This window comes from Streptomyces albus subsp. albus (assembly GCF_000725885.1).
In the GTDB taxonomy this organism is placed as follows: domain Bacteria; phylum Actinomycetota; class Actinomycetes; order Streptomycetales; family Streptomycetaceae; genus Streptomyces; species Streptomyces albus.
In genome coordinates, this window is sequence record NZ_JODR01000010.1 from 96,418 (window position 1) to 121,113 (window position 24,696).

General features: G+C 72.3%; 25 protein-coding genes and 1 pseudogene. 11 read left to right on the top strand and 15 right to left on the bottom strand.

Features of this window, described 5'->3' with window-relative positions:
- The first annotated feature begins 31 nt into the window (after positions 1-31).
- From IO40_RS0113055 to IO40_RS0113065, 3 genes are read left to right on the top strand one after another with little or no spacing between them, the layout of a single operon-like run.
- Positions 32-526 (top strand): MarR family winged helix-turn-helix transcriptional regulator, encoded by a 495-nt coding sequence (locus tag IO40_RS0113055; RefSeq protein WP_016467403.1) that lies wholly within the window; start codon positions 32-34, stop codon positions 524-526.
- Positions 527-575: 49 nt separating this feature from the next.
- Positions 576-1,331 (top strand): maleate cis-trans isomerase family protein, encoded by a 756-nt coding sequence (locus IO40_RS0113060; RefSeq protein ID WP_016467404.1) that lies wholly within the window; start codon positions 576-578, stop codon positions 1,329-1,331.
- A 49-nt stretch (positions 1,332-1,380) separates the two neighbouring features.
- Positions 1,381-1,908 (top strand): DinB family protein, encoded by a 528-nt coding sequence (locus IO40_RS0113065; protein ID WP_016467405.1) that lies wholly within the window; start codon positions 1,381-1,383, stop codon positions 1,906-1,908.
- An 86-nt stretch (positions 1,909-1,994) separates the two neighbouring features.
- On the opposite strand, the gene IO40_RS0113070 is transcribed toward IO40_RS0113065, so the two are convergent.
- A complete protein-coding gene (locus tag IO40_RS0113070; protein ID WP_016467406.1) occupies positions 1,995-3,272 on the bottom strand; it encodes a DUF6986 family protein in 1,278 nt (425 codons plus the stop codon).
- A gap of 254 nt (positions 3,273-3,526) precedes the next feature.
- Positions 3,527-3,778: a hypothetical protein gene (locus tag IO40_RS0113075; protein WP_016467407.1), complete on the bottom strand. Its 252-nt coding sequence runs from the start codon at positions 3,776-3,778 to the stop codon at positions 3,527-3,529.
- A 503-nt stretch (positions 3,779-4,281) separates the two neighbouring features.
- Here IO40_RS0113075 and IO40_RS0113080 point away from each other — a divergent pair.
- The gene (locus IO40_RS0113080) at positions 4,282-4,725 is read left to right on the top strand and encodes a subtilase-type protease inhibitor (protein ID WP_016467408.1); all 444 of its coding nucleotides are present in this window, start codon (positions 4,282-4,284) and stop codon (positions 4,723-4,725) included.
- Positions 4,726-4,801: 76 nt separating this feature from the next.
- On the opposite strand, the gene IO40_RS0113085 is transcribed toward IO40_RS0113080, so the two are convergent.
- The 3 genes from IO40_RS0113085 to IO40_RS0113095 all read right to left on the bottom strand — a co-directional run bounded on the left by IO40_RS0113085 (position 4,802) and on the right by IO40_RS0113095 (position 7,209).
- The gene (locus tag IO40_RS0113085) at positions 4,802-5,764 is read right to left on the bottom strand and encodes an electron transfer flavoprotein subunit alpha/FixB family protein (protein WP_016467409.1); all 963 of its coding nucleotides are present in this window, start codon (positions 5,762-5,764) and stop codon (positions 4,802-4,804) included.
- Between the two features lie 52 nt (positions 5,765-5,816).
- A complete protein-coding gene (locus tag IO40_RS0113090) occupies positions 5,817-6,602 on the bottom strand; it encodes an electron transfer flavoprotein subunit beta/FixA family protein (protein ID WP_016467410.1) in 786 nt (261 codons plus the stop codon).
- 241 nt (positions 6,603-6,843) lie between these two features.
- Positions 6,844-7,209, bottom strand: a complete 366-nt coding sequence (locus tag IO40_RS0113095; protein ID WP_031175452.1) for a TlpA family protein disulfide reductase — start codon at positions 7,207-7,209, stop codon at positions 6,844-6,846.
- A gap of 171 nt (positions 7,210-7,380) precedes the next feature.
- Between IO40_RS0113095 and IO40_RS0113100 the strand changes: the two genes are divergently transcribed.
- Positions 7,381-8,100, top strand: a complete 720-nt coding sequence (locus IO40_RS0113100) for a lysophospholipid acyltransferase family protein (protein WP_016467412.1) — start codon at positions 7,381-7,383, stop codon at positions 8,098-8,100.
- Positions 8,101-8,212: 112 nt separating this feature from the next.
- On the opposite strand, the gene IO40_RS0113105 is transcribed toward IO40_RS0113100, so the two are convergent.
- The 6 genes and pseudogenes from IO40_RS0113105 to IO40_RS0113130 form a co-directional block, all read right to left on the bottom strand.
- A complete protein-coding gene (locus IO40_RS0113105; protein WP_016467413.1) occupies positions 8,213-8,641 on the bottom strand; it encodes a MarR family winged helix-turn-helix transcriptional regulator in 429 nt (142 codons plus the stop codon).
- 29 nt (positions 8,642-8,670) lie between these two features.
- Entirely contained in the window at positions 8,671-10,515 is a 1,845-nt protein-coding gene (gene asnB / locus IO40_RS0113110; RefSeq protein ID WP_016467414.1) for an asparagine synthase (glutamine-hydrolyzing), read from the bottom strand.
- Between the two features lie 215 nt (positions 10,516-10,730).
- Positions 10,731-11,313, bottom strand: a pseudogene (locus IO40_RS33525) (transglutaminase-like domain-containing protein).
- 72 nt (positions 11,314-11,385) lie between these two features.
- The gene (locus tag IO40_RS0113120; protein ID WP_016467415.1) at positions 11,386-12,495 is read right to left on the bottom strand and encodes a threonine aldolase family protein; all 1,110 of its coding nucleotides are present in this window, start codon (positions 12,493-12,495) and stop codon (positions 11,386-11,388) included.
- A complete protein-coding gene (locus tag IO40_RS0113125) occupies positions 12,474-13,256 on the bottom strand; it encodes an SDR family NAD(P)-dependent oxidoreductase (protein ID WP_030408754.1) in 783 nt (260 codons plus the stop codon). Before IO40_RS0113125 ends, IO40_RS0113120 begins: the two co-directional genes overlap by 22 nt.
- A gap of 53 nt (positions 13,257-13,309) precedes the next feature.
- Positions 13,310-14,707 (bottom strand): DUF6421 family protein, encoded by a 1,398-nt coding sequence (locus tag IO40_RS0113130; protein WP_016467417.1) that lies wholly within the window; start codon positions 14,705-14,707, stop codon positions 13,310-13,312.
- 246 nt (positions 14,708-14,953) lie between these two features.
- Between IO40_RS0113130 and IO40_RS0113135 the strand changes: the two genes are divergently transcribed.
- Positions 14,954-15,637 carry a glycerophosphodiester phosphodiesterase gene (locus IO40_RS0113135; protein ID WP_016467418.1) on the top strand — a complete coding sequence of 228 codons (684 nt, stop codon included), beginning with the start codon at positions 14,954-14,956 and terminating at the stop codon, positions 15,635-15,637.
- A 24-nt stretch (positions 15,638-15,661) separates the two neighbouring features.
- On the opposite strand, the gene IO40_RS0113140 is transcribed toward IO40_RS0113135, so the two are convergent.
- Together IO40_RS0113140 and IO40_RS0113145 are read right to left on the bottom strand one after the other, a co-directional pair.
- Positions 15,662-16,213, bottom strand: a complete 552-nt coding sequence (locus IO40_RS0113140; RefSeq protein ID WP_016467419.1) for a GNAT family N-acetyltransferase — start codon at positions 16,211-16,213, stop codon at positions 15,662-15,664.
- 110 nt (positions 16,214-16,323) lie between these two features.
- Complete coding sequence (locus IO40_RS0113145) at positions 16,324-17,451, bottom strand: PP2C family protein-serine/threonine phosphatase (protein ID WP_016467420.1); 1,128 nt, start codon at positions 17,449-17,451, stop codon at positions 16,324-16,326.
- Between the two features lie 204 nt (positions 17,452-17,655).
- Between IO40_RS0113145 and IO40_RS0113150 the strand changes: the two genes are divergently transcribed.
- On the top strand, positions 17,656-18,048 hold the full coding sequence (locus IO40_RS0113150) for a VOC family protein (RefSeq protein ID WP_016467421.1): 393 nt from the start codon (positions 17,656-17,658) through the stop codon (positions 18,046-18,048).
- A 120-nt stretch (positions 18,049-18,168) separates the two neighbouring features.
- Positions 18,169-20,100 carry a glycosyltransferase family 2 protein gene (locus tag IO40_RS0113155; protein ID WP_031175454.1) on the top strand — a complete coding sequence of 644 codons (1,932 nt, stop codon included), beginning with the start codon at positions 18,169-18,171 and terminating at the stop codon, positions 20,098-20,100.
- 588 nt (positions 20,101-20,688) lie between these two features.
- Here the strand turns inward: IO40_RS0113155 and IO40_RS0113160 are convergent.
- Complete coding sequence (locus tag IO40_RS0113160; protein WP_016467423.1) at positions 20,689-21,924, bottom strand: acyl-CoA dehydrogenase family protein; 1,236 nt, start codon at positions 21,922-21,924, stop codon at positions 20,689-20,691.
- Between the two features lie 175 nt (positions 21,925-22,099).
- Between IO40_RS0113160 and IO40_RS0113165 the strand changes: the two genes are divergently transcribed.
- The 3 genes from IO40_RS0113165 (at position 22,100) to IO40_RS0113175 (ending at position 23,933) form a co-directional block, all read left to right on the top strand.
- The gene (locus IO40_RS0113165; protein ID WP_016467424.1) at positions 22,100-22,753 is read left to right on the top strand and encodes a TetR/AcrR family transcriptional regulator; all 654 of its coding nucleotides are present in this window, start codon (positions 22,100-22,102) and stop codon (positions 22,751-22,753) included.
- Between the two features lie 257 nt (positions 22,754-23,010).
- Positions 23,011-23,718, top strand: coding sequence for a hypothetical protein (locus IO40_RS0113170; RefSeq protein ID WP_016467425.1), 708 nt, complete (start codon positions 23,011-23,013; stop codon positions 23,716-23,718).
- Between the two features lie 8 nt (positions 23,719-23,726).
- Complete coding sequence (locus tag IO40_RS0113175; protein ID WP_016467426.1) at positions 23,727-23,933, top strand: hypothetical protein; 207 nt, start codon at positions 23,727-23,729, stop codon at positions 23,931-23,933.
- 98 nt (positions 23,934-24,031) lie between these two features.
- On the opposite strand, the gene def is transcribed toward IO40_RS0113175, so the two are convergent.
- On the bottom strand, positions 24,032-24,607 hold the full coding sequence (def, locus tag IO40_RS0113180; protein ID WP_016467427.1) for a peptide deformylase: 576 nt from the start codon (positions 24,605-24,607) through the stop codon (positions 24,032-24,034).
- Positions 24,608-24,696 lie beyond the last annotated feature (89 nt).

Genomic DNA, 24,696 nt, shown 5'->3' on the forward strand with positions numbered 1-24,696 from the left:
GAGCCCTCAACTGCCGTGCTTAAGTGGCCCTATGGCTGACAAGACCCCTGTGGACGATTCCCCTGCGACCGCCTCCTCGCCCGCCGCGCCGACCGTGCTCACGGCCGCTCCCGGCTATCAGGTGCGGCGGCTCTACCAGGCGTATCTGGCGGCGTGGGTGCGCGCCGTCGACCAGACACTGACCGGCCCGCAGTTCGCCGTGCTGACGACCGTGCACGCGAACCCGGGCAGCGACCAGAGTTCGATGGCCTCCGCCGTCGCGCTGGACACCTCCACCATGGCGGACCTGGCGCGACGGCTGGAGCAGCGCGGGCTGCTGGAGCGCAGAACGGCGGCGGCGGACGGCCGCCGCAAGCTGCTGTACCTCACGCCGGAGGGCGAACGTGCCCTGAGTGAGGCCAACGGCCGGGCGCGGGAGCTGGACGAGCGGCTGCTCGCCCAGTACGACCCCGCCGGCCGGGAGCGGCTCCTGCGGGAGCTGACCGCCCTCGCCGACTCCTGGGAGCGGCTGAGCGGCGACGACTAGCCATCCGACCGGGCCCGCCCCGCGCGCCGGCCCCCTGCCGGGAGGAACCATGACGGACCACCACATCGGTTTGATCGTGCCCAGTTCCAATCTGACGATGGAGACGGAGCTGCCGCGGATGATGCGCGCCCGCCAGGAGGCGGTGCCCGGAGAGGGGTTCTGCTTCCACAGCAGCCGCACCCGGATGCGGCAGGTCACGCCCGAGGAACTGCGCGGTATGAACGCGCAGACGGAGCGGGCGTGCCTGGAGCTGGCCGACGCCCGGCCGGACGTGGTGGTCTCCGCCTGTCTGGTGGCGATCATGGCGCAGGGCCCGGGGCACCACCGCACCGCCGAGGAGGAGATGCGCACGGGGCTGGCGGCCGGCGGCTGCCGGGCCCCGGTGGTCTCCAGCGCGGGCGCGCTGCTGAGCGGGATCGCGGCGCTCGGCGTCGAACGGGTCGCGCTGATCACGCCGTACACCAGGCCGTTGACGGCGACGGTGGTGCGCTATCTGGAGGAGGCGGGCGTCACGGTGGTGGACGCGCTGAGCCTGGAGGTGCCGGACAATCTGGCCGTCGCCCGGCTGGACCCCGACGACCTGCGGCGGCACTGGCGGCGCCTGGCGCTGCGCGACGCGCAGGCCATCGTGCTCTCGGCGTGCGTGCAGATGCCGTCGCTGCCGGCCGTCCAGGACGTGGAGGACGCCTCCGGGCTGCCCGTCCTGACGGCGGCGACGGCGACCGCGCACCGGATGCTGACCGAGCTGGGACTGGCCCCCGTGGTGCCGGACGCCGGGGCGCTGCTGAGCGGCGCGGCGGCATGAGCCGGATATCCGGTGGCCACCGGCCCGGCAGGACCGGCAGGCTGCGGCGATGCACACCTTGCGACATGATCTGCTGCGCACGCAGTTCGACCTGACCTGGTCGCTGTTCGAGCACCATCTGGAGCGGCTGGCGCCCGGGGACCTGCTGTGGGAGCCGGGCCCGTACTGCTGGACGGTGCGGCCCGGCCCCGACGGCACCTGGGTGCCCGACTTCGCCGAGACCGAGCCCGATCCGGTGCCCGTGCCCACGATGGGCTGGGTGAGCTGGCACCTGGGCTGGTGGTGGAGCGTCACCCTCGACCATCTGCGGGGCCGGCCGCCCCGGGACCGCTCCGAGGTCGTCTTCCCCGGGGACGAGACGGCCACGGCCGCGTGGCTGCGGGGGCTGCGCACCGAGTGGCTGTCCGCGCTGGAGGGCCTGTCGGAGGCGGAGTGGGAGGCGACCGCGCCGTTCCCGTGGGACAACGATCCCGAGCACACCGTCGCCCACATGGTGGCGTGGGCGAACGCCGAACTGATGAAGAACGTCGCCGAGTTCGGCCAGCTCCGTCTGCTGCGGGCGGCGGCGGGGAACTGACCCGAGACGGTACGGCCGGGCGGACCGGGCCAGGAGAAGGCCGGGCGACCGCGCGAGACCAGGGCGGTCGCCCGGGGACCGGTGCCTCAGCGGCCGGCGAGCCGCTCCAGCTCGCCGCGGTCGAGGCCGGAGACCTCCTTGGCCTCGGCGGCATCGACGGCGCCGCAGTCCAGACCGCGCAGCAGATAGCCGCTGAGCGCGCGGGCGGTCGCGGGCTCGTCCATCACGTCGCCGCCGGTCTGCGAGACGTAGGCGGCGAGCCGCTCGCCGGCCCGCTTCATGCCCTCGCGGTAGAAGGCGAAGACGGCGGCGTAGCGGGTGGGCAGGTGGCCCGGGTGCATGTCCCAGCCCTGGTAGTAGGCGCGGGCCAGGGAGCGGCGGACCAGCCCGTGGTGGGTGCGCCAGGCGTCGTGGACCTGCGCCCGGTCGCCGACGGGCAGGATGTTGGTGGAGCCGTCCGAGAGCCGGACGCCGGTGCCGGCGGCGGCGACCTGCATGACGGCCTTGGCGTGGTCGGCGGCCGGGTGGTCCATCGCCTGGTAGGCGGCCGACACCCCGCAGGAGGCGCTGTAGTCGAAGGTGCCGTAGTGCAGCGAGGTGGCCCGGCCCTCGGCGGCGTCGATCATCCGGGCGACGGTGGCCCGGCCGTCGGCGCCCAGGATCGACTGCGTCGTCTCGATCTGCAACTCGAAGCCGATCCGGCCCTCGGGCAGGCCGCGTGCCTTCTCGAACTCCGCGCACAGCCGGGCCATCGCGGTGACCTGCTCGGGGTAGGTCACCTTGGGCAGCGTCAGCACCAGTCCGCCGGGGAGCCCGCCGGCCTCCATCAGTCCGGTGAGGAAGAGGTCGAGGGTGCGGATGCCGCGGTCGCGGACGGCCGCCTCCATGCACTTCATCCGGATGCCGGCGTAGGCGGGTACGGGCCCTTCGGTCCCCTCGGCGAAGGCGTCGGCGACCAGCTGGGCGGCGCGGACGGCCGCGGCGTCCTCCTCGGCGTCGGGCCGCGCCCCGTAGCCGTCCTCGAAGTCGATGCGCAGGTCCTCCACGGGTTCGCGGCGCAGCTTCTCGCGTATCCGGTCGTGGACGGGGCCGGCCAGCTCCTCGTCCAGGCCGAGGACGCCGGCGAGCGCGGCGGCGTCGGGGGCGTGCTCGTCCAGCAGTGCGAGGGCGGCCTCGCCCCACTCCCGTACGGTGTCGGCGGTGACGGCGTCGGCGGGCACATAGACGGTGTGCACCGGCTGCCGTGTCCCCGGGTCCCCCGGGTACCGGCGCGCGAGTTCGGCGTCCACCGGTGCCAGTGCCCCGGTCACCTCCGCGACCACGCCGGCGTCCAAGCTGGTCCGCACCGTGCCACCCTGCGACATCTACGCTCCCTCTCCACGCGACGAGCCGGCCTCAACAAAACGTTGAAGCCGGTGCCGCGACGCTAATGGCGCGCGGAAGCGGGGGTCAAGAGGTCACAGGCCTGAGCACCGCCGCCCGGAGGGCACACGCGGGGGCGCGCCGCACGACGGGGAGGGCACTGCCGGCCGGCCCGCACCGGCCCCCGGGGGAGGAGGACGGCGCCGGATACCGCACCCGCCGCGCCGTCGCGGGGCCGGCCGGAGCAGGCGGCGGCTCACCAGCGTGTCGGGGCCCCGTCGCCGGTATCCCACCCGTCGGTCGCCGCGCTCGCGGAGACGGCCGCCCGCGTCCCGGCCGGCCGGCTGTGCGGCTCCCCCTGGGGAGCCCGGCGGGATCCGGCCGGCGGGTACGGCGGGGCGGGCGGGCGGACGCCGTGCATGACGGCGTGCATGGTGTGGACACCATGGGCCAGCTCCCGCAGCAGGCGGCCGGCACGCTTCAGTGCGACCGTCAGGATCGGCGACATCGATGCTCCTTTCGGGAACCGGAGCCCGGAAGACCGTCCGGAACCGGAACCGGATGACGCTGCGGCGGGCTCCGGGAAGACACCTGCGGCAGCACCTGCCCGCCGGGTCCCCGGACGCCCGTACCGGCCGCACGGCGGATCCCGCACCCGGTGCGCGCGGCGCCGGATGCCCGGCCCTCCGTCCGGCCACGACACCATCTGTAAGCGCCCCGCGGTCCGGCCGCCACTCGGAAGCGGGAGCCGGGCGACGGCCGGGCGGGTGCGGACGCGGGTGCGAGTTTTGGTCGTCGTGGGTGGGCGAGATCCGGCCAGCCGAGCTGAACAGACGGCGAACGGCGGGGTGTTGCCGCAGGACACTCCCTGCCTCAGCCGTCACTTTGCGCCACTGATTCAACGCGAAACGTTACCGAAACACGCGCCGCCGATGTGCTTTTCACCCTGCGTTGTCGGCAGACTCCGGGACGTCGATCCGACACTTACCTCGAAGCGGAAGGAAGCACACAATGCGGAAGACCGCGCCCTGGAGCGCCGCCCTCACCCTGGTGGCCGCTGTGACAGGGTCCGCAGCACTTCTCGCCCTCACCGCGGCGCCCGCCCAGGCCGCACCCGCCCGGGCCGAGTCCCTGTACGCCCCCTCGGCCCTGGTGCTCACCGTCACCGACGGGGAGGACGCCACCGCCGCACCGCGGCGCGCCGTCACACTCAGCTGTACACCCACCGCGTCCGGCACGCACCCGGCGGCCCGCGAGGCCTGCGCCCAACTGCGCGCCGCGAACGGGGACTTCGACGCCCTGGCAGGCGAGCAGGGGCGGATCTGCACACGGGAGTGGCGGCCGGTGACGGTCACCGCGCAGGGCGTGTGGCAGGGCGAGCGCGTGGACCACACGCGGACCTTCGCCAACGCCTGCGCGAAGGACACGGAGGGCAGCGCCGTCTTCTCCTTCTGACCGAGGGAGCCGCGCGGCACGCACGGGGGCCCCGCACCGCGATCCGGTGCGGGGCCCCAGGCGTGCGGGAGAGCCGTCAGCCCTTGCGGGCCTTGATCTCCTCGGTCAGCTGCGGGACGACCTCGAAGAGGTCGCCGACGATGCCGTAGTCCACCAGCTCGAAGATCGGGGCCTCGGCGTCCTTGTTGATGGCCACGATCGTCTTGGAGGTCTGCATGCCGGCCCGGTGCTGGATGGCGCCGGAGATGCCGGTGGCGATGTAGAGCTGGGGCGAGACGGTCTTGCCCGTCTGGCCCACCTGGTGGGAGTGCGGGTACCAGCCGGCGTCCACGGCGGCGCGCGAGGCACCCACCGCGGCGCCCAGCGAGTCCGCCAGCCCCTCGATCAGGTGGAAGTTCTCCGCCCCGTTGACGCCGCGGCCACCGGAGACCACGATCGCGGCCTCGGTCAGCTCCGGGCGGCCGGTGGACTCGCGCGGGGTGCGCGAGGTGACCTTGGTGCCGGTGGCGGCCTCGCCGAAGCTCACCGACAGCTCCTCGACCGTACCGGCGGCGGCAGCGGCCTCCGGCGTCGCCGAGTTGGGCTTGACGGTGATGACGGGGGTGCCCTTGGTGACGCGGGACTTGGTGGTGAACGCGGCGGCGAAGACCGACTGCGTGGTCACCGGGCCCTCGTCACCGGACTCCAGGTCCACCGCGTCGGTGATGATGCCGGAGCCGATGCGCACCGCGAGGCGGGCCGCGATCTCCTTGCCCTCCGCGGAGGAGGGCACCAGTACGGCGGCGGGCGAGACGGCCTCGTACGCGGCCTGGAGGGCGTCCACCTTGGGCACGACGAGGTAGTCGGCGAACTCGGGGGCGTCGGCGGCCAGGACGCGGACGGCGCCGTACTCGCCGAGCGTCTTGGCGGCCTCCTCCGCGTTCGGGCCCAGGTGCACGGCGACCGGGTCGCCGAGGCGGCGGGCGAGGGTCAGCAGTTCGAGGGTGGGCTTGCGGACGGCGCCGTCGACGTGGTCGACGTAGACAAGGACTTCAGCCATGGGAATGCTCCTGCGCGAGTTCGAGGGGAAGGTGAGGGAAGGGAGCCGCCGCTCAGATGAACTTCTGGCTCGCGAGGTACTCGGCGAGCTGCTTGCCGCCCTCGCCCTCGTCCTTGACGACGGTGCCGGCGGTGCGGGCCGGGCGCTCGGCCACGTCGGCGACCCGGGTCCAGGCACCTTCCAGGCCGACCTCGTCGGCGTCGATGTCGAGGTCGTCGAGGTCCAGCGACTCGACGGGCTTCTTCTTGGCCGCCATGATCCCCTTGAAGGAGGGGTAGCGGGCCTCGCCCGACTGGTCGGTGACGGAGACGACGGCCGGGAGCTGGGCCTGAAGCTGCTCGGTGGCGGCGTCGCCGTCCCGGCGGCCGGTCACCTGGCCGTCCGCGACCGAGACCTCGGACAGCAGCGTCACCTGCGGCACGCCCAGCCGCTCGGCGAGCATGGCCGGCAGCACGCCCATGGTGCCGTCGGTGGAGGCCATACCGCAGACGACCAGGTCGTAGCCGGTCTTCTCGATGGCCTTGGCCAGGACGTAGGAGGTACCCAGCGCGTCGGTGCCGTGCAGGTCGTCGTCCTCCACGTGCACGGCCTTGTCGGCGCCCATGGACAGCGCCTTGCGCAGGGCGTCCTTGGCGTCCTCGGGGCCGACGGTCAGCACGGTGATCTCCGCGTCGTCGGCTTCGTCCGCGATCTGGAGCGCCTGTTCGACCGCGTACTCGTCCAGCTCGGAGAGCAGGCCGTCGACCGACTCGCGATCGGTGGTCAGGTCCTCCGCGAAGTGCCGGTCACCGGTGGCGTCGGGCACGTACTTCACACAGACAACGATCCTCAAGCTCACGCCGGCTCTCCTACTGCTTCGACTCACGGTTCCGGCCCCTGTGGGGACCGGCGGTCCGTCCACAATATTACTCGTCAGTACATCCAGCACGTTCCCCGTTCTCAAGACCGGCGAACTGTGACGTTGCCAACGGGGAGAGTGATGCCCCAACTCCATCACGCCACACGGCCCGAAGCGAGCCTCGTGGAGCGGGATCTGGATCACGCCCGCAGGGCGAACGACGCCCTGGCGCCAGGGGCGTTCAGCCGATCGCGGCGCCCAGCGCGGCGATGACGTCGGCCTTGCGCGGCTGCCCCGTGGCCCGCTTGACGATGCGCCCGTCCCGGTCCAGGACCAGTACCGTGGGGGTTCCGGTGATCCTCAGCTCCCGCACCAGTTCCAGGTGCTCCTCGGCGTCGATCTCCAGGTGTGCCACTCCCCCGACCATCGCGGCCACCTGGGCGAGCGTGCGGCGGGTCGCACGGCAGGGCTGGCAGAACGCGCTGGAGAACTGCACCAGCGTGGCCCGCTCCCCCAGCCGCCGGACACCGAGCGCCGCGGCGCTCACCCGCTCCGCGCCCCGCACCGTCCGCCCGTCTTCCGCACCCTCTGTCACGAATGCCTCCATTCCCACGTACTCAGGGACAAGTGTGCCGTGAGGGTAGCCAGGAGCGAGGCTTTGGGGAACGATCTGCCGCAGCCGGAAGTTACGCACCCGTAAGTACGGAGCCGTAGGTTCCATCCCGCCAGGCCTGCTGGAGACCGCTTGCAGGCATCCCGAGACGAAGGGTCCCCCGACATGGCCGATCTCCTCTACCCCCCGGTGATCGCAGCGGCCCGCACCTGGTTCAAGGCTCTCGACCTGCGCTTCGACGTGCGCGGCACCGAACACGTGCCGGCTCGCGGCGGCGCGGTGCTGGTGAGCAACCACATCAGCTACCTGGACTTCATCTTCACCGGCCTGGCCGCCCGTCCCGCCAAGCGGCTGGTGCGCTTCATGGCCAAGGACTCCGTCTTCCGGCACAAGGTCTCCGGCCCGCTGATGCGCGCCATGAAGCACATCCCGGTGGACCGCGCGCGGGGCGAGGGGGCCTACGCGCACGCCCTGGACGCCCTGCGCGCCGGCGAGGTCATCGGCGTCTTCCCCGAGGCGACCATCTCGCCGTCCTTCACCCTCAAGGAGTTCAAGTCGGGCGCCGCCCGGCTGGCCCAGGAGGCCCGCGTCCCGCTGGTGCCCATGGCCCTGTGGGGGACCCAGCGGCTGTGGACCAAGGGCCACAAGCGCGACTTCGGCCGCAACCACCTGCCCATCACCATCCGGGTGGGCGCCCCGGTGAGCGCCGGACCCGACGAATCCGCGCCGAGCATCACCGACCGGCTGCGCGAGCGGGTGCACGAACTGCTGGAGGCCGCCCAGCGGGCCTACCCCGCCGTCCCGAAGAACCCCGCCGACGCCTGGTGGCAGCCCGCCCACCTGGGCGGCACGGCCCCCAGCCCGGCGCAGGCCCAGGCGCTGTAGCGGCGGGGCGGGGCGGGCCTCGGTCTCTGCCGTCGCCCCACCCCCACCCTCCGCCGAAGAGCCGGGCGACCGGAAGTGCGGGGCCGCTGTCCCCACCAGGACAGCGGCCCCGTCAGCGTCCGGAATCCGCCAGCCGCCGGAGCAGGGCCGCGGAGCCCAGCACCTGGTCGGCCTCCTCCTCGGTGAGCCGGCCGAGGCGGTCGAGGAGCGCCTCCGTCTCCCCGTAGGCCACGCCGCGCAGCGCGCGCTCCCCCGCCTCCGTCACCGCCACATGGGTGGCGCGGGCGTCGGTGGGATCGGCTTCACGGCGTACGAGGCCCAGCTTCTCCAGCCCGGCGACGGCCGTGGTGGCCGTCGGCTGGGAACAGGGGACCCGCTCGGCGATGACGCCGACACGGCTGGGCCCGGCCTCCGTCAGCAGGGACAGGACGATCAGCTGGGTGGGCTGCAGCCCTCCCGTGGGGCTCGCCCTGCGCAGTGAGCGCAGCAGCCGGTGCAGCGCCAGCACCATCTCGAACGCCGACTCCTGACGGGTCCCCATCCATCCCCCACGGGCTCGTCTTGATCAGGTCAAGAGAGTGTAATGCTGGGGGAGTACATGTCCATCCACAGCGCCAGGTCCAGAGCGCGTTCGAGCCCGCGCCGCCCCGCCTGAGCGATCTGCGGGGTGTCGACCTTGACCGCGCGCTCCAGCCAGTCCCTGTTCACCAGGTCGAAGACCTGGTGCGAGGGCTTGGCCAGCAGGTCCCTGACGTTCTCCTGGAGTTTCGTGTGGTACTTCGGGTCCTGGGTGGAGGGGTAGGGGCTCTTGACGCGTTCGTAGACGGAGCGGGGCAGCACGTCGGCGGTCGCCTCCCGCAGCAGGCTCTTCTCACGCCCGTCGAACGACTTGAGCGACCAGGGCGTGTTGTAGACGTACTCGACCAGCCGGTGGTCGCAGAACGGCACCCGCACCTCCAGACCGACGGCCATGGAGGCGCGGTCCTTGCGGTCCAGCAGGACGCGGACGAACCGGGTCAGGTGCAGGTGGCAGATGACCCGCATCCGGTACTCGAAGTCGCTCTCGCCCTCCAGGCGCTGCACCTGGGAGACGGCCGAGGCGTAGTTGTCCCGTATGTAACCGGGCAGGTCGAGGGCCCGGGTGACGGAGTTGGAGAGGATGCTGTCGTCCTCCCCGAAGGTGTTGGAGAACTGGACGAGCCAGGGGAAGGTGCCGCCCTTGCGCGCCTCCTCGTCGAAGAACTGCTTGTAGCCGCCGAAGACCTCGTCGGCCGACTCGCCGGACAGCGCGACCGTCGAGTGCTGCCGGATGGCTTTGAAGAGCAGGTAGAGGGAGGCGTCCATGTCGCCGAGTCCCATGGGGATGTCCCTGGCCCGGATGACGCGGGAGCGCACCTCGGGGTCGGCCAGTTCGTCGGAGCTGAGGACGATGTCCTGGTGCTCGGTGGCCGATTCGCGGGCCACGTCGTGCACGAACGGGGTGTCCGGGGTGCCGCGCAGCTCGTCGGGCACGAAGTTCTCCGTCTGTCCGACGAAGTCGACGGCGAAGCTGCGGACGGTCTCGCCGGTGGACTCGCGCAGCTGACGCGCCGCGAGGGCCGTCATGGCGGAGGAGTCGAGACCGCCGGAGAGCAGGGTGCAGCGCGGTACGTCGGAGACGAGCTGGCGGCGCACGATGTCGTCCATCAGCTCGCGCACGTGGGCGATCGTCTCGTCCTTGCCGTCGGTGTGCGGCCGGGTCTCCAGCTCCCAGTAGACGTGGGTGCGCAGACCGTTGCGGCCGACCGTCACCACGGTGCCGGGCTCGACCTCGCGCATGCCTTCCCACACGGCGTGGCCGGGCGTCTTGATGAGGGCGAACAGCTCACGCAGCCCGTCGAGGGTCACCTCGCGGCGGGCCAGCGGGTTGGCGAGGATGGCCTTCGGCTCGGAGCCGAACAGAACGCCGTCGGAGGTCTCGGCGTAGTAGAACGGCTTGATGCCCATCCGGTCGCGGATCATGACCAGTTGCTGCGAGCGGCCGTCCCAGATGGCGAAGGCGTACATGCCGTTGAGCCGTTCGGCGAGCGCGGGGCCCCATTCGAGATAGGCGCGGAGCACCACCTCGGTGTCCGAGTCGGTGGTGAACCGGTGCCCGCGGCCGGTCAGTTCGCGGCGCAGTTCGGTGTAGTTGTAGGTCTCCCCCGAGTAGACCATGGCGACGGTTCCGTCGGGTGTCTCGACGGACATCGGCTGCCTTCCACCGGGCAGGTCGATGATGGCGAGCCTGCGGTGCCCGAGTGCGGCGGGCCCGTCGATCCAGGTGCCCGCGTCGTCCGGGCCGCGGCAGGACATGGTCTCCGTCATGGCCTCGACGGCCGTCCGTTCGGACACCAGATTCCTGTCGTAGGAGACCCACCCGGTGATTCCGCACATGTTGGTTCCTCCGGCTCCAGACCTTCGGTGTGCGTGGCCGACGGACAACAACCCCCCGTAGTAAAAACTTCACCAAAGGTCACGTGTATCGGCCACCTATATAACGGGACTGTTTCACACACGTGTCCACTTCAAACACCGGACCGCCGGCGGACCGTACGAATCACGCCACGGCCGAGGGGCACCGCGCAGCCGGCGCCCCCCCGGCGGGCACGTCACAACGCCGTGTCCAGCGATTGCCACAGCCGTACGCGGTCGGTCGCACCGCGCAGCGCACGCAGCACCACCGGGTGCGGTGCCGCGTAGAGCACGGGGTAGTCGCACTCCCCCTTCTCCGGCCACGCGGTGTAGGCGAGTTGCTCCCGGTCCAGACTGAACGCCGCGTCGACCCCGGGACTTGTTGCCCCGCGCGTCCTGCCGCACCCAGCGCCGGGAGCCGGGCAGACGCAGGGCGATCAGCCCGTGGAGGACGTCGAGTTTCTGGTAGCAGAACCCGGCCGGCACCCCCTCGGCCCGCAACAGGGCGACCAGGGCGTGGGATTTGGTGTGGCAGATGCCGATCCCCTGCGCGAGTACATCGGAGGCCCGCCAGGGCAGCCGCCAGTCGTCCACGTCGGCGGAGTGCGGAATGGTGTCACGGACGTACTCGTAAGCGGCGCGCGCGAAGGCGGCCAGATCGCCGCCAGCACCGGCCAGCAGCCGGGAGGCCGTCTCGCGGACGAGCGGATGGGTGTGGTCGACGGCGTCGTCCGACGCCAGGAACGCGGACTCGTCAGCGGTGACCGGTGTGAGCATCATGCCGCGTCAGCGTACGAAGCAGTCCGCCGTATTTCAATGGACTTACGGCGAACTGCATACTTATTCAGTACCTCAGCGGGCCATCTCCTCCCGCAGCGCCGCGAGGAAACCGTCGACATCCTGCTCGGTGGTGTCGAAGGAGCACATCCACCGCACGTCCCCCGCCGCCTCGTCCCAGAAGTAGAAGCGGTACCGCTTCTGGAGACGCTCGCTCACGTCGTGCGGGAGACGGGCGAAGACGGCGTTGGCCTGGACCGGGTGGAGGATCTCCACCCCCGGCACCTCGCGGACGCCCTCGGCCAGCCGCTGCGCCATCGCATTGGAGTGCCGGGCGTTGCGCAGCCACAGATCACCGGCCAGCAGCGCCTCCAACTGCACCGAGATGAAGCGCATCTTCGAGGCCAGCTGCATCGACAGCTTCCGCAGGTGCTTCATATGGCGGACCGCGCCGGGGTTCAGGACGATCACGGCCTCGCCGAAGAGCATGCCGTTCTTCGTGCCGCCGAACGAGAGGATGTCCACCCCCGCGGCGTTGGTGAAGGCACGCATCGGCACGTCCAGCGCCGCGGCGGCGTTGGCGATCCGCGCCCCGTCGAGATGGACGAGCATGCCGCGCTCGTGCGCGTGGTCGCACAGGGCGCGTATCTCCTCCACCGTGTAGAGCGTGCCCAGTTCGGTGTTCTGGGCTATGGATACCACCTGCGGCATGGCCCGGTGCTCGTCGTCCCAGCCGTACGCCTCCCGGTCGATCAGCTCCGGGGTGAGCTTCCCGTCCTCGGTGGGCACCGTCAGCAGCTTGAGGCCGCCGACCCGCTCGGGGGCGCCGCACTCGTCCACGTGGATGTGCGCGGAGTCGGCGCAGATCACCGCGCCCCACCGGTCCGTCACCGCCTGGAGGGCGACGACGTTGGCGCCGGTGCCGTTGAAGACCGGGAACGCCTCGGCACGGCGTCCGAAATGGCTGCGGACGACCTGCTGGAGGTGCTCGGTGTAGACATCGGCGCCGTAGGCGGACTGGTGACCGCCGTTCGCCAGCGCCAGCGCCGCCAGGATCTCCGGGTGCACGCCCGCGTAGTTGTCGCTGGCGAAACCGCGCACCTCGGGATCGTGCCGGCGCCTGGCGTCGGTGGCCTGGTCCGGTGCCGAGCGGGCGGGCTGGTTCAGTGGTCGGGCGTCAGCCACAGGCGGGTTCCGTTCAGCTCATCGGCGGGCTTGTTCCAGGTGCCGGCGATGTCCTTGGCGAGGTCCGCCACGTCCGTGAAGCCCGCGAACTTCGCATTCGGCCGGTCGGCCCGCATCTGGTCATGCACCAGCGCCTTCACCACCAGGATGACAGCGGCGGCCGGCGGCGGGCCCTCGCCCCCCGCCTTGCGGAAGGCGTCGGCGAGCGCCAGCGTCCAGGCCTCGGCCGCCGCCTTGGACGCGGAGTAGGCCGCGTTGCCCGCCGTCGGCTTGCTGGCGCCCACCGCGCTGACCAGGAGGAACCGTCCGTCACCGGCCCGCTTGAGCGGCCCCTCGAAGGCGAGGGAGGTGTGCTGGAGGGTACGGATGAGGAGGTTGTGCAGGGTGTCCCAGTCCGCCAGATCGGTCTCGGCGAAGGAGGCGGAACCGCGCCAGCCGCCCACCAGGTGCACCAGGCCGTCGACCCGGCCGTACTCCTTCTCCGTCTTCGCGGCCCAGGCGCGGGTCTCCTCCAGGTCGAGCAGATCGACGGTGTCGCCCGTGACGGTGGCCCCGCCGTGCGCGAAACGCGCGGCGTCCACCGCCTGCGCCAGGCGCCCGGCGTCCGCGTCGCAGGCCACGACCGTGGCGCCCTCCTCGGCGAGCCGCAGCAGCGTGGCCTGACCGGCGGGTCCGGCCGCGCCGGCGACGGCGACCACCTTCCCGTGGAGGCTTCCACCGCCGTTGCCCTCGTAGCCGCGCCGTGTCGTCGTGTCTGTCATCTTCTCCGTCGCCTCCTCGCTGCCGACCCGCTCTCCGACCCGCTCCGGACCGCTCACGCCGCTGCGGCGACCGGGCTGTCGGCGGTGATGCCCCGGGTCGATGCGATCACACTCCGCAGCTTCTTCGCGAGTGCTTCGTAGAACATGCTGAGCGGAAACTCGTCGGGCAGCACCTCGTCCACCAGCTTGCGCGGCGGCAGGCTCAGGTCGAGGGCGTCCGGGCCCTTGGCCCACACCGAGCCCGGGTGCGGGGACAGATAGCGGGAGACCAGCTCGTACCCCTTGAACCAGTGGACCAGCTTGGGGCGGTCGATGCCCGCCCGGTAGAGGGTCTCGATCTCCTCGCGGAGGGCGACGGTGACCCGGCGGGCCCGCTCCCAGTCGATGAACAGCTTGTTGTCCGTCCAGCGCAGGGCGTCGTGCTGGTGCAGATAGGCGAAGAGCAGCTGGCCGCCCAGACCGTCGTAGTTGCGCTTGCGCTCACCGGTGACCGGGAAGCGGAAGAGCCGCTCCAGAAGCATCGCGTACTGCACGTCGCGGCCCTGCGGGAAGCCGTCGGCCTCCAGCTTGACGCCCTCGTGGAACGCGGTCAGGTCGCAGCGCAGCTCCTCCAGGCCGTACATCCAGAACGGCTGCCGCTGCTTGATCATGAAGGGGTCGAACGGCAGGTCGCCGTGGCTGTGGGTCCGGTCGTGGATCAGGTCCCACAGCACGAAGGTCTGCTGGCAGCGCTCCTGGTCGGCCAGCAGTTCCCGGGCGTCCTCGGGCAGTTCCAAAGAGGTGACCTCGCACGCCGCCCGGACGACGCGGCGGAAGCGGGCCGCCTCGCGGTCGCAGAAGATGCCGCCCCAGCTGAACCGCTCGGGCGCCTCGCGCACCGCGATGGTCTCCGGGAAGAGCACGGCGGAGTGGGTGTCGTAGCCGGAGGTGAAGTCCTCGAAGGTGATGCCGCAGAAGAGGGGGTTGTCGTAGCGGGTGCGCTCCAGCTCGGCGAGCCAGTCGGGCCACACCATGCGCAGGACGACCGCCTCCAGGTTGCGGTCCGGGTTGCCGTTCTGCGTATACATCGGGAAGACGACCAGGTGCTGGAGGCCGTCGGCGCGGTTGCCCGCGGGCTGGAAGGCGAGCAGCGAGTCGAGGAAGTCGGGCACGCCGAAACCCTCGTCGGCCCAGCGGCGCAGGTCGGCGACCAGGGCGCGGTGGTAGTCGGCGTCGTGCGGCAGCAGCGGGGACAGCTCCTCGACGGCGGCCACGACGCGCTCCAGTTCCGTGCGCACCGCCTCGGGGGCGGGGGCGCCCTCCGCGTCGAAGTCGATCGAGCCGTCCTTGGACTGCGCGGGGCGGATGGCCTCGACAGCCGCCTTCAACACGGGCCAGGCGGGGTGCGCCGCCACGCTGTCGGGCGACAGAACGCCGCCTTCCACGGGCACCGACGAAAGGATTTCCGGCATGTTGACCCCTCCACAGGAGAAACTCGCGTAAGGAAACCGTATACGTGAGCTCATCCCCCCTCAAGGGGAGGGGGCGAAAGATTATCCTGCGCCATCCTGGGTACGCCGACATTCTTCCGGCGGCAGGCGCTTCACAGCGTCCACTTTCCGTGATGCTCCCCGCTACGGGCGGCGCGCTGCCCGGCCCGGTGGCGGGCCGCTAGGCTGGCCGCCCACCTGTGTCACCGCACGAAAGCGAGACCGCACGTGCCACTGCTGACCGTCGGGCACCGGGGCGTGATGGGCGTCGAGCCCGAGAACACCCTGCGCTCCTTCGTCCGCGCCGAACGCGAGGGGCTCGACGTGATCGAGCTGGACCTCCATCTGAGCAAGGACGGCGCACTGGTGGTGATGCACGACGCCGACGTCGCCCGCACCACCGACGGATCCGGGCCCATCAGCGCGTTCACCCTCGCGGAACTGCGCGAACTCGATGCCGGCGAGGGCGAACGGGTGCCCGTCTTCGACGAGGTCGTGGACGCGGTGCGCAGCCCGCTCCAGGCGGAGATCAAGGACCGCGCGGCGGCACGGGTGCTCGCCGAGACCATCGAACGGCGCGGCCTCCACGACCGCGTCACGGTGATCTCCTTCCACGCCGAAGCGCTCCGCGAGACCCGCTCCCACCTGCCGGACATCCCCCTCGTCCTGGTGGCGGGCCGCTCCTCCCCCACCGCCCCCGAACGGGCCGCCGAACTGGGCGCGGGGATGATCTCGCTGGACCTGCGGCACGTGGACCAGGACACCGTGGACCGGGCCCACAGCGCGGGCATCCAGGTCATCAGCTGGACGGTCAACACCGACGAGGAACTGGCCCGCGCCCGCGCCCTCGGCCTGGACGGTGTCGTCACGGACATGCCCGGCATCCGGCGCGCGGTGACCGCACTCGCCTGAGCCGGGACCCGGCCCGCGCGGGGCTCACACCAGCGGTTTGACCAGCATCTCGAAGGCGAGATCGGGCCGCTGCGGGATGCCGAACCGCTCGTCGCCGTACGGGAACGGGGCCAGCTCGCCGGTACGCCGGTAGCCGCGCCGCTCGTACCAGGCGATCAGGTCCTCGCGCTGCCGGATCACCTGCATGCGCATCCGCTCGGCGCCCCACTCCGCACGCACCGTGCGCTCCGCCTCGGCCAGTACGGCGCGGCCGATGCCGGCGCCCTGGAGCAGCGGGCTGACCGCGAACATCCCGAAGTACGCCTCCGGGCCCCGGTGTTCGAGCTGGCAGCAGGCGACGAGGGCGCCGTCCCGCTCGACCACCAGCATGATGCTGCCCGGATCGCGGACCACGGCGCCCACCCCCTCGTGGTCGGTGCGCCGGCCCTCCAGCAGATCGGCCTCGGTCGTCCATCCGGCACGGCTGGACTCGCCCCGGTAGGCGGACTCCACCAGCACGGTGAGGGCGGGAATGTCGGCCTCCTCCGCGTGGCGGAAGGTGAGGGGCAGCTCGCCCCGCTCTGCGATGTCACTCATGACCGCCGACCCTATCCGCGCGGGCATCACGCCAGGCGCCCCGGTGAGGGCCCCGGCACCGCGACCGGCCCCCGCCGCTCCTCTCCGGGGCCGGCACCGTCGTGGCACCGCTAGCCGGCCGGGGGCGGCGGGCCGCCGCGGCGGAGCGCGACCGCTGCGGCGTCGTCGCCCAGGCTGCCGCGGACGTGGGCCAGCAGGTCCTCGCGCAGTCGGGCCACCAGCGGTTCGGGCTCCTCCCGGGCCCACGCGGTGAGCCGTTCCGGCAGCGGGTAGAAGGTGCCCGCCGTGTCCCGGGCCTCGACCACCCCGTCCGTGTAGAGCAGCAGCAGGTCGCCGTGCGCCAGCGGGGAAATGTCGGCACGGTATCCGGTGGCGGCGAGACCGCCCAGCCCCAGCGGGGTCTGAGGATGCCGGGCCGTGCACGGCGTCACCCGTCCGTCCCGTACCAGCAGCGGCGGCGGATGGCCGCAGTTCACGACGCGTACCACCGGCTCCTCGTCGGGGATCTCCAGGACCGCGGCGGTGATGAAGTCCTCGTCGCCGCGCGGGTCGGTCTCGGCGAGTTCCGCCAGCTCGCGGCTGACGCTGCGCTCCAGGTACCGGGTCAGCTCGGGCAGGGCCGTCTGCTGGTGGGCCGCTTCCCGGAACGCGCCCAGCAGCAGCGCGGCGTCGCTGACGGAGCCCAGGCCCTTGCCCCGCACATCGCCGATCAGGACGCGGGTGCACCCGTCGGTGCGGACGGCGGCGAACAGATCGCCTCCGATGTGGGCCTCCGCCTCGGCCGCCAGATAGACGGAGGCGACACGCAACGGGCCCAGCCGGGGCGGCAGCGGGCGCAGCACGACACGCTGGGCCGCCTCCGAGACGGAACGCACCTGGTGCATCCGCTGCTGCTGCCGCTCGCGCAGCGCGGCGAACACCGCGATCAGCACGGTGACGAGGACGAGGGCGAGGACCTGCACCTCGTGGTTCAGGGACAGCCAGCCCCGCCGGGTCACTCCGATCATCAGCTGGGCGAGCGTGGCGAGGGCCCCCACCGCCAACACGAGCCGGGGCCCGCCGAGGGCGGCGGTGACCGCAGGCGCGGCGACCAGCAGCGGGCCCAGGTGCACATGGGCCGGGGCGAGGAAGTCGACCAGGCTGACCGCGACGATCAGACCGAGCGGCAGCGCCAGCAGCGCGTGACGCGGCTGCCAGGAGGGGCGCCCCGGACCGGGACGACGCTGCGGGGTAGGCACAGTCCCTGTATAACCCGGTCCCCACGCGGGCACCCGGCGTGGACACCGGGACGGCACGCCGCCGCTCCGGCGGAACGGCGGAAACGACGGGACGGCGGGAAACGACGGGACGGCGGAAGCGGCGGAGACCCCGGACCGGCCGAACGGCGGGGCGGCCAGGCCGGCGCGGGCGACGCGACCGGCGGACGGGATTAGGGTGCGGACATGGTGCAGGTACTGAGCAGCCGGGTGCTGCTGCGGCCGGCGGACCCCGAACGGTCTCGGGTCTTCTACGGGGAGACGCTGGGGCTCCAGATCTCCCGCGAGTTCGGTACGGGACCGGAGCGCGGCACCGTCTACTTCCTCGGCGGCGGCTTCCTGGAGGTCTCCGGACGGGGCGAGGGGCCCGCCACCGACACCCTCCGGCTGTGGCTCCAGGTCCCCGACGTGACGGCGGCGCACGAAGAGCTGCGCGCGGCGGGGGTGGAGATCCTGCGGCCCCCGGTGCGGGAGCCGTGGGGACTGGTCGAGATGTGGATCGCGGACCCGGACGGCCACCGCATCGTGCTGGTGGAGGTCCCGGCCGACCATCCGCTGCGCTACCGGCCCGGCATCTGACCCCCGGCCGGTGACGGTACCGGCGGGTGCCGTCACCCGCCGGTACGTGTGCCGCGGCCGGTCACCCGGATGCCGCACACCCCTGGCGGGCGTACGCCCGGGCGGTCACCGTCGGGACTCATGACGGCCCCGCACCCCCTCGTCAGCGTGCTGACCCCGGCGTACGACGCGATGCCGTACGTCCGGCGCTGTGTGGGCTCGGTGCTGCACCAGTCCCTGGGGGCCGGAGCGGTCGAGATGATCGTGGTGGACGACGGCTCCACCGACGGCACCGGCGAGGAACTGGACCGGCTGGCGCGGCGCCACCCACAGCTGCTGCGGGTGCTCCACCAGGACAACTCGGGCGGCCCCTCCGGTCCGCGCAACACGGCGCTCGGGCTGGCCCGCGGACGGTACGTCTTCTTCCTCGACGCGGACGACTACCTGGGTGTGCGGGCGCTGGAGCGGCTGACCGCGGCGGCCGAGGAGTGGGACTCGGACGTCGTCCTGGGCAGGATGAAGGACGTCGGGCGCAGGGTGCCCCGCTCCATGTTCCGGACCAACCAGCCGGACGCGGACCTGTTCGCCTCCCGCGTCTACTGGTCGCTGTCGGCGCAGAAGCTCTTCCGCAGGGAGCTGGTGGAACGGCTGGGGCTGCGCTTCGACACCGCGCTGCGGGTCGGCGAGGACCAGCCGTTCACGGCGACCGCCTATCTGCGGGCCCGGCGCATCTCCGTGGTCGCCGACTACGACTGCTACTACCTGGTGCGGCGCCCCGACGGTCGGCATCTGACCCTCGTGAACAGGACCCGGCCCACCCTCGACGCCCTGGAGCGGGTGTGCTCCCTGCTGCGCGCGGAGCTGCCCCGTGGTGCCGGGCGCGATCTGCTGCTGTCGCGGCACTTCGAGGTCGAGCTGGCCGGCGCCTTCCGCTTCCTGGCCGCGGAGCGCGAAGCACTGGTGCGTGAGCGCGAGTTCGCCCGGATGCGACGGCTGGTGACCGGCCACCGCGACGACGGTTTCTGGCCCCGCCTGCCCCCGCTCCAGCGGCTGCGCTGCCATCTGACGCACCACGGCTGCCTGGAGGAGCTGCTGGCGCTGGCGCACGCCGCCGAGGACCACATGCCCTTCCGTATCCGGCTGCACGGCGACCGCGCCCTGGCCCACTATCCCGGGCCGCCCGCAGCCGTGAGCCGGGCTCCCGCGGCGCGGTTCGACGTGACCGAACACCTCTCGCCGGTCCACCACATCTCGGCCTTCTCCCTCACCGGCACCCGCCTCCATGTGGCCGGGCGGGTACGGCTGCCGCACACCGACGAGGCCGGCAGTCCGGCGACCGAGGTGTTCCTGCGGCACCGGAGCGCCGGGGCCCACGAGCGCCACGCCCTCGTACGGCAGGAGGACGGCGGCTTCACCGCCGACTGGGACCTGCACGGCACCCCGCTCGCCGACGGCTTCTGGGACCTGTACGTCCGGGTGCGGCTGGGCGGCCTGGTCAAGACCGTACGGCTGGGAAACCGGCGCGACCCGCGGGCCGGCACCTGTCCGGTGACCCGGCTGGCCGGTGACGGCCGGGGCGGGATACGGGCGGCGAAGCTGTACGCCACCGCGTTCGGCAACCTCAGCCTGCGGCTGGAGGCGGGGGCCCGGGCCCTGCGCGAAGCCCTGTGGTGCGAGACCGACGCCGCCGACTGGTGCGGTCAGATGCTGCACATCCGCGGCAGGACGAACCTGACCGCCCCTCCCCCGGGCGCCGTCACCCTGCGCCTGGCCGGCGCCGGGCACCGCGACTTCCCCGCGACCGCCCTCGCGGACGGCCGCTTCGACGCGGAGATACCCGTGGATCTGCTGCCGCCCGGGCGGTGGCGGGCCGCGCTGCGGATAGCGGCGGCGAATCTCGACTGCGTCCGGCCGCTGCCGCGCCCGGCGGGGCTGGAGGCCGCGCGGTGGGGCGGCCGGCTGCGGACGCGGTACGCCAGGCCGCTGGACGAGCCGCAGCTGACGCTGCGCATCGACCGGGTACGCCTGCTGCGGGGCGCCCGGCACCGGCTGCCCGGGACCGCCCGACGCTGAGCGCGGCCCGGCACCGGCCCTTCGGCCCACCCGCGCGGCGCGGGCCGTGTCCCGGCCGGGGTCCCGACCGTGTCGGCGAGCGCGGTGGGGGCCGCCACGTAGCCCAGGACGGGCCCGGCGGCCCCGGGCGCCGCCGACGCCAGGACAGCGGCTGCCTCTCGCCGCCGCGGACCGGCGCACGGGAGCCAAGTCGGTGCCGGGTGCCGGGCAGGAGGGGGACGGGGACGAACCGGGCGCCCTGGGGTGCGGATGGCACAGCTGAGCGGCCGGTTCGTGCCGATGACGCCCGCGCTCCTGGTCTTCGCCGGTGACGGCCGGCCGCGTCCGCGGCGCGCACCCGCCTCGTATCCCGGGCGGTGCCGTGGACGCACGGGGCGTGCGCGGGCGCGTGCGCCGTTTGCGGTGCCCGCCCCTGGCCTTCTTCGAAGTACCGCGCTGCTTCCGCCGTCCGTCCCCCGGCGGCCTGGTCCGGCCAGGTCGCGGCCCGCGCGCGGGCGCGAACGGCGGGGTGGCCGGGGCGCCGGCGGACCGCGGCGGCGCCCCGCTCGGGCCGATGGTGGCTCGCCAAGAGGCGGGCGCCACTTGCCGTCAGCGGATCGGCATGCCCGAGAGGGTGCGGGCGATCACCAGGCGCTGGATCTCGCTGGTGCCCTCGAAGATGGAGTAGATCGCGGCGTCGCGGTGCATCCGCTCCACCGGGTACTCGCGGGTGTAGCCGTTGCCGCCGAGGATCTGGATGGCCTGGGCGGTGACCTTCTTGGCCGTCTCGCTGGCGAACAGCTTGGACATGGAGCCCTCGGCGGACTCGAACTTCCTTCCGCTGACGGCCATCCAGGAAGCCCGCCACACCAGCAGCCGGGCGGCGTCCACGCTGGTGCGCATGTCGGCGAGCTGGAAGGCGACGCCCTGGTTGTCGATGATGGGGCGGCCGAACTGCTCGCGGGTCCTGGCGTAGTCGAGCGCCACCTCGTAGGCGGCGCGCGCGGTGCCCACGGCCATGGCGCCGACGGCCGGACGGGACGCCTCGAACGTCGCCATGGCCGCGTTCTTGACCCTCTCCCCGCCGCCGCTGCGGGCGCGTTCGCGGGCGCGGGCGAGCCGTTCGTCGAGTTTGTCCTTGCCGCCGAGCAGACAGTGGCCGGGCACGCGTACGTCGTCCAGGACGACCTCCGCCGTGTGCGAGGCGCGGATGCCGTGCTTCTTGAACTTCTGCCCCTGGGAGAGTCCGGGGGTGCCCGGCGGGACGATGAACGAGGCGTGCCCCTTGGAGCCCAGCTCGGGATCGACGCTGGCGACGACCACGTGGACGTTGGCGATACCGCCGTTGGTGGCCCAGGTCTTGGTGCCGTTGAGCACCCATTCGTCCCTTGCCTCGTCGTAGACGGCGCGGGTGCGCATGGAGGCGACGTCGGAGCCGGCGTCCGGCTCGGAGGAGCAGAAGGCGGCAACCTTCACATCGTCGGGGTCGCCGTACATCTGCGGCACCCAGGTGCCGATCTGCTCGTCGGTGCCGTTGGCGAGGACTCCGACGGCGGCCAGTCCGGTGCCGACGATGGACAGGGCGATCCCCGCGTCCCCCCAGAAGAGTTCCTCCATCGTCATGGGGATGCCCAGGCCGGTGGGGTCGAAGTACTGCTGGGCGTAGAAGTCGAGCGAGTAGATGCCGAGTTTCGCGGCCTCCTGGATGATCGGCCAGGGAGTCTCCTCGCGTTCGTCCCACTCGGCGGCGGCGGGACGCATCACGTCGGCGGCGAACCCGTGGAGCCAGTCCCGGACTTCCTTCTGGTCGTCGTTGAGGTCCAGTGCGAACTCGGTCTCGGCCATCCTCGGGGTCCTCCGCCAGTCTCAGCAGTTCGTTACCATCGGTAATACCCAGTCTGTTACCCGCCAGTAGCGACTGTCAACTCCCGCTCCCCCGCACATCCGCGCACGTGAGGCGGGCACAGGAGTGCTACGTTTCGGCGGGCGACCGAGAAACAAAGGGGGCGGGGAGACACAGATGGGGACCACACGCCAGGAGGACCGGACCTCCAGCACCGCACAGCGGCGCCGGGAACTGCTGGAGGCGGCCGACCGGGTCGTGCTGCGCGAGGGGCCGGGCGCCTCCATGAACGCGATCGCCGCCGAGGCCGGCATCACCAAGCCGATCCTCTACCGGCACTTCGGCGACAAGGGCGGTCTCTACCGGGCACTGGCCGTCCGCCACACCGACGCGCTGCTGGCCTCACTGCGCGCCGCCCTCGACGCACCCCGCGACCGGCGCGAGCGCGTCGAGGCGACCCTCGACACCTATCTGGCCGCCATCGAGGACCACCCGCAGGTATACCGCTTTTTGATGCACCCGGCCGAGAACAGCGACGGCGCGGCCGGCAACGACCGCGGGTTCGACGTGGGGCAGCACTCGGCGCCCCTGCTGCGGCGGCTCGGCGAGGAACTCGCCAAGGTCATCGCCGAACGGCTCGACCTGGGCCCGGAGAGCGAGGAGCTGGCCCGGGTGTGGGGACACGGAATCGTCGGCATGATGCACGCGGCCGGCGACTGGTGGCTGCGCGAACGGCCCTGCGAACGCAAGCAGTTGGTCACACACCTGGCCGATCTGCTGTGGGGCAGACTGGCGGCGGCGGGCGACCGCGTGGGCGGCCCCGGCTTCTGAGAGCGGGCCCGCCTTCCCCTCACGGAAGTGCGGGCCGGGGTTTTCCCGGGGGTGCGGAAAAGCCCGTCGGACGCAGGCGGAGAATCACGCACCGCGCATTCATACAGTAGGGAAAGAACCCTTTCCGCAACCGGCGATTCCCTGGGGCACCACGGCGCCGTTGTGGATGCGCTGCAACGTTCCTAACGTCGGAAATCGAGGCGATGCCCGGGCGACGCGCTCGCGTCCACACCTCCAGACGAACTCAGGGAAGTGCCATGCCTCCTCCGCAGCGAACGACGATCGTCAGCAGCGACTGCATCGAGGTCACCGGGACCGGCGACCCCGCCACTCCCTACCAGCTGGAGCCGGTCGTCGAACAGGACGAGTGCAATGCGCTCGCCTGCACGGAGAACGGACTCCGCGTCCCGCGCACGGAGCTCGCGGGAATCGACCGGGGCGCCAACATCGGCCCCGCCCGGTCCGTGGACATCGACGTCACCGAGAGCGGAACGGGGGACTGCCCGGACACATGGACCATCGGTGCCCGGCTCACGCCCGTGTACGGACGCGCCGGAGGCCAGGACCGAACGCTGCCGCTCAACGGCGAGTGGACGGCCACCGATTGCGTGGCGACGCTGCCGGAGCCGGGCGTGTACCAGGTGACAGCCATGGCGGTGGGCCAGATCTGCGCCACCGCCAGGTACAGCACCAACGTATGGATCACCTTCGGTGTCCAGCGCGACGGCACCGGTTTCCTCTTCGGTTCCGGCCTCGTCCAGCACCAGTACGGCTTCCCCGCAGCCGGTAACGGCTACCAGGCGTGCCACACCGGCCAAGGTTCCATCACGGCCTACGTCGTCGTGGGCGACCAGGCCAACGTGCGCGTCGTGGGCCGGGCGAACGGCCGTGTGGCCGCCGACAGCACGGTGCAGAGCCTCCGGCTGCGGGCGCCCCGCATCTCGTGGCACAAGATCTCCGACTAGGGGACGGCATGAGCGACGACACTCCTCGGGCCCCGGCTGCCCGGCCGCGAACCCGCTACTTCGCCAAGGCAGGCGGTGGCTTCCAGGCCGTGCACAATCTGCGCGACACCACCGCCTACTGGAAACTGGGCTACGAGGAGATCGACGAACCGACGTTCCTCGCGAGTCTTCCCGATCCCGCCGATGACGTCTGCACGGAACATCTGACGGATTGACGGAAAGCTGCGGCGGAGTCCTCGCCGCCCCGGACATGCTCGCCCCGCGGAAGGCTCCGGCGTCGGCCGGGTGCCCGGCGGGGCGGGTTGCGTCCGCGTCACGCGTCGGCGGGCCGCCGGGCCGGTGCGGGTGGTTCCTGGGACCAGGACGCCCGGCGGACCGCGCGCAGTGTGCGCCAGCGGGCGAGACCGCCGAGCCGGTCGGTGTAGAGACGGCCTTCCAGGTGGTCGCACTCGTGCTGGAGGCAGCGGGCGAAGAACCCGGTGCCCTCGACGCGCAGCGGGTTGCCGTGCACGTCCTCGCCCTCGACGATGGCCACGTCGGCGCGGGGCGTCGGCGCCTCCAGGCCGGGCAGCGACAGACAGCCTTCCGGGCCGCGCACCGTGACGCCCTCGGTGTGCACCAGGCGCGGGTTGACGATGTGGCCGCGGTGGCGCCGGTCCTCGTCGTCGGGGCAGTCGTAGACGAACATCCGCAGCGGGACGCCGATCTGGCAGGCGGCCAGTCCCACACCGTGTGCCGCGTACATCGAGGCGAACAGATCCTCCACCAGGTCCGCCGTCGGACGGTCGCCGTCCCCGACGGGGCGGCTGGGCGCGTGCAGCACCGGATCGCCGTACGTCCGCACAGGGCGTACGGCTCCGGCAGAGCCCGGGATACGGCCGCGTCGCATGGCCGCCACCCTACGTGGGGGGCCACGCCGGTGATCCGCGCAGGGTGGCGCGGTCAGCGGCCCCTCGGGATCTCGGTAGGCTTCTCTCC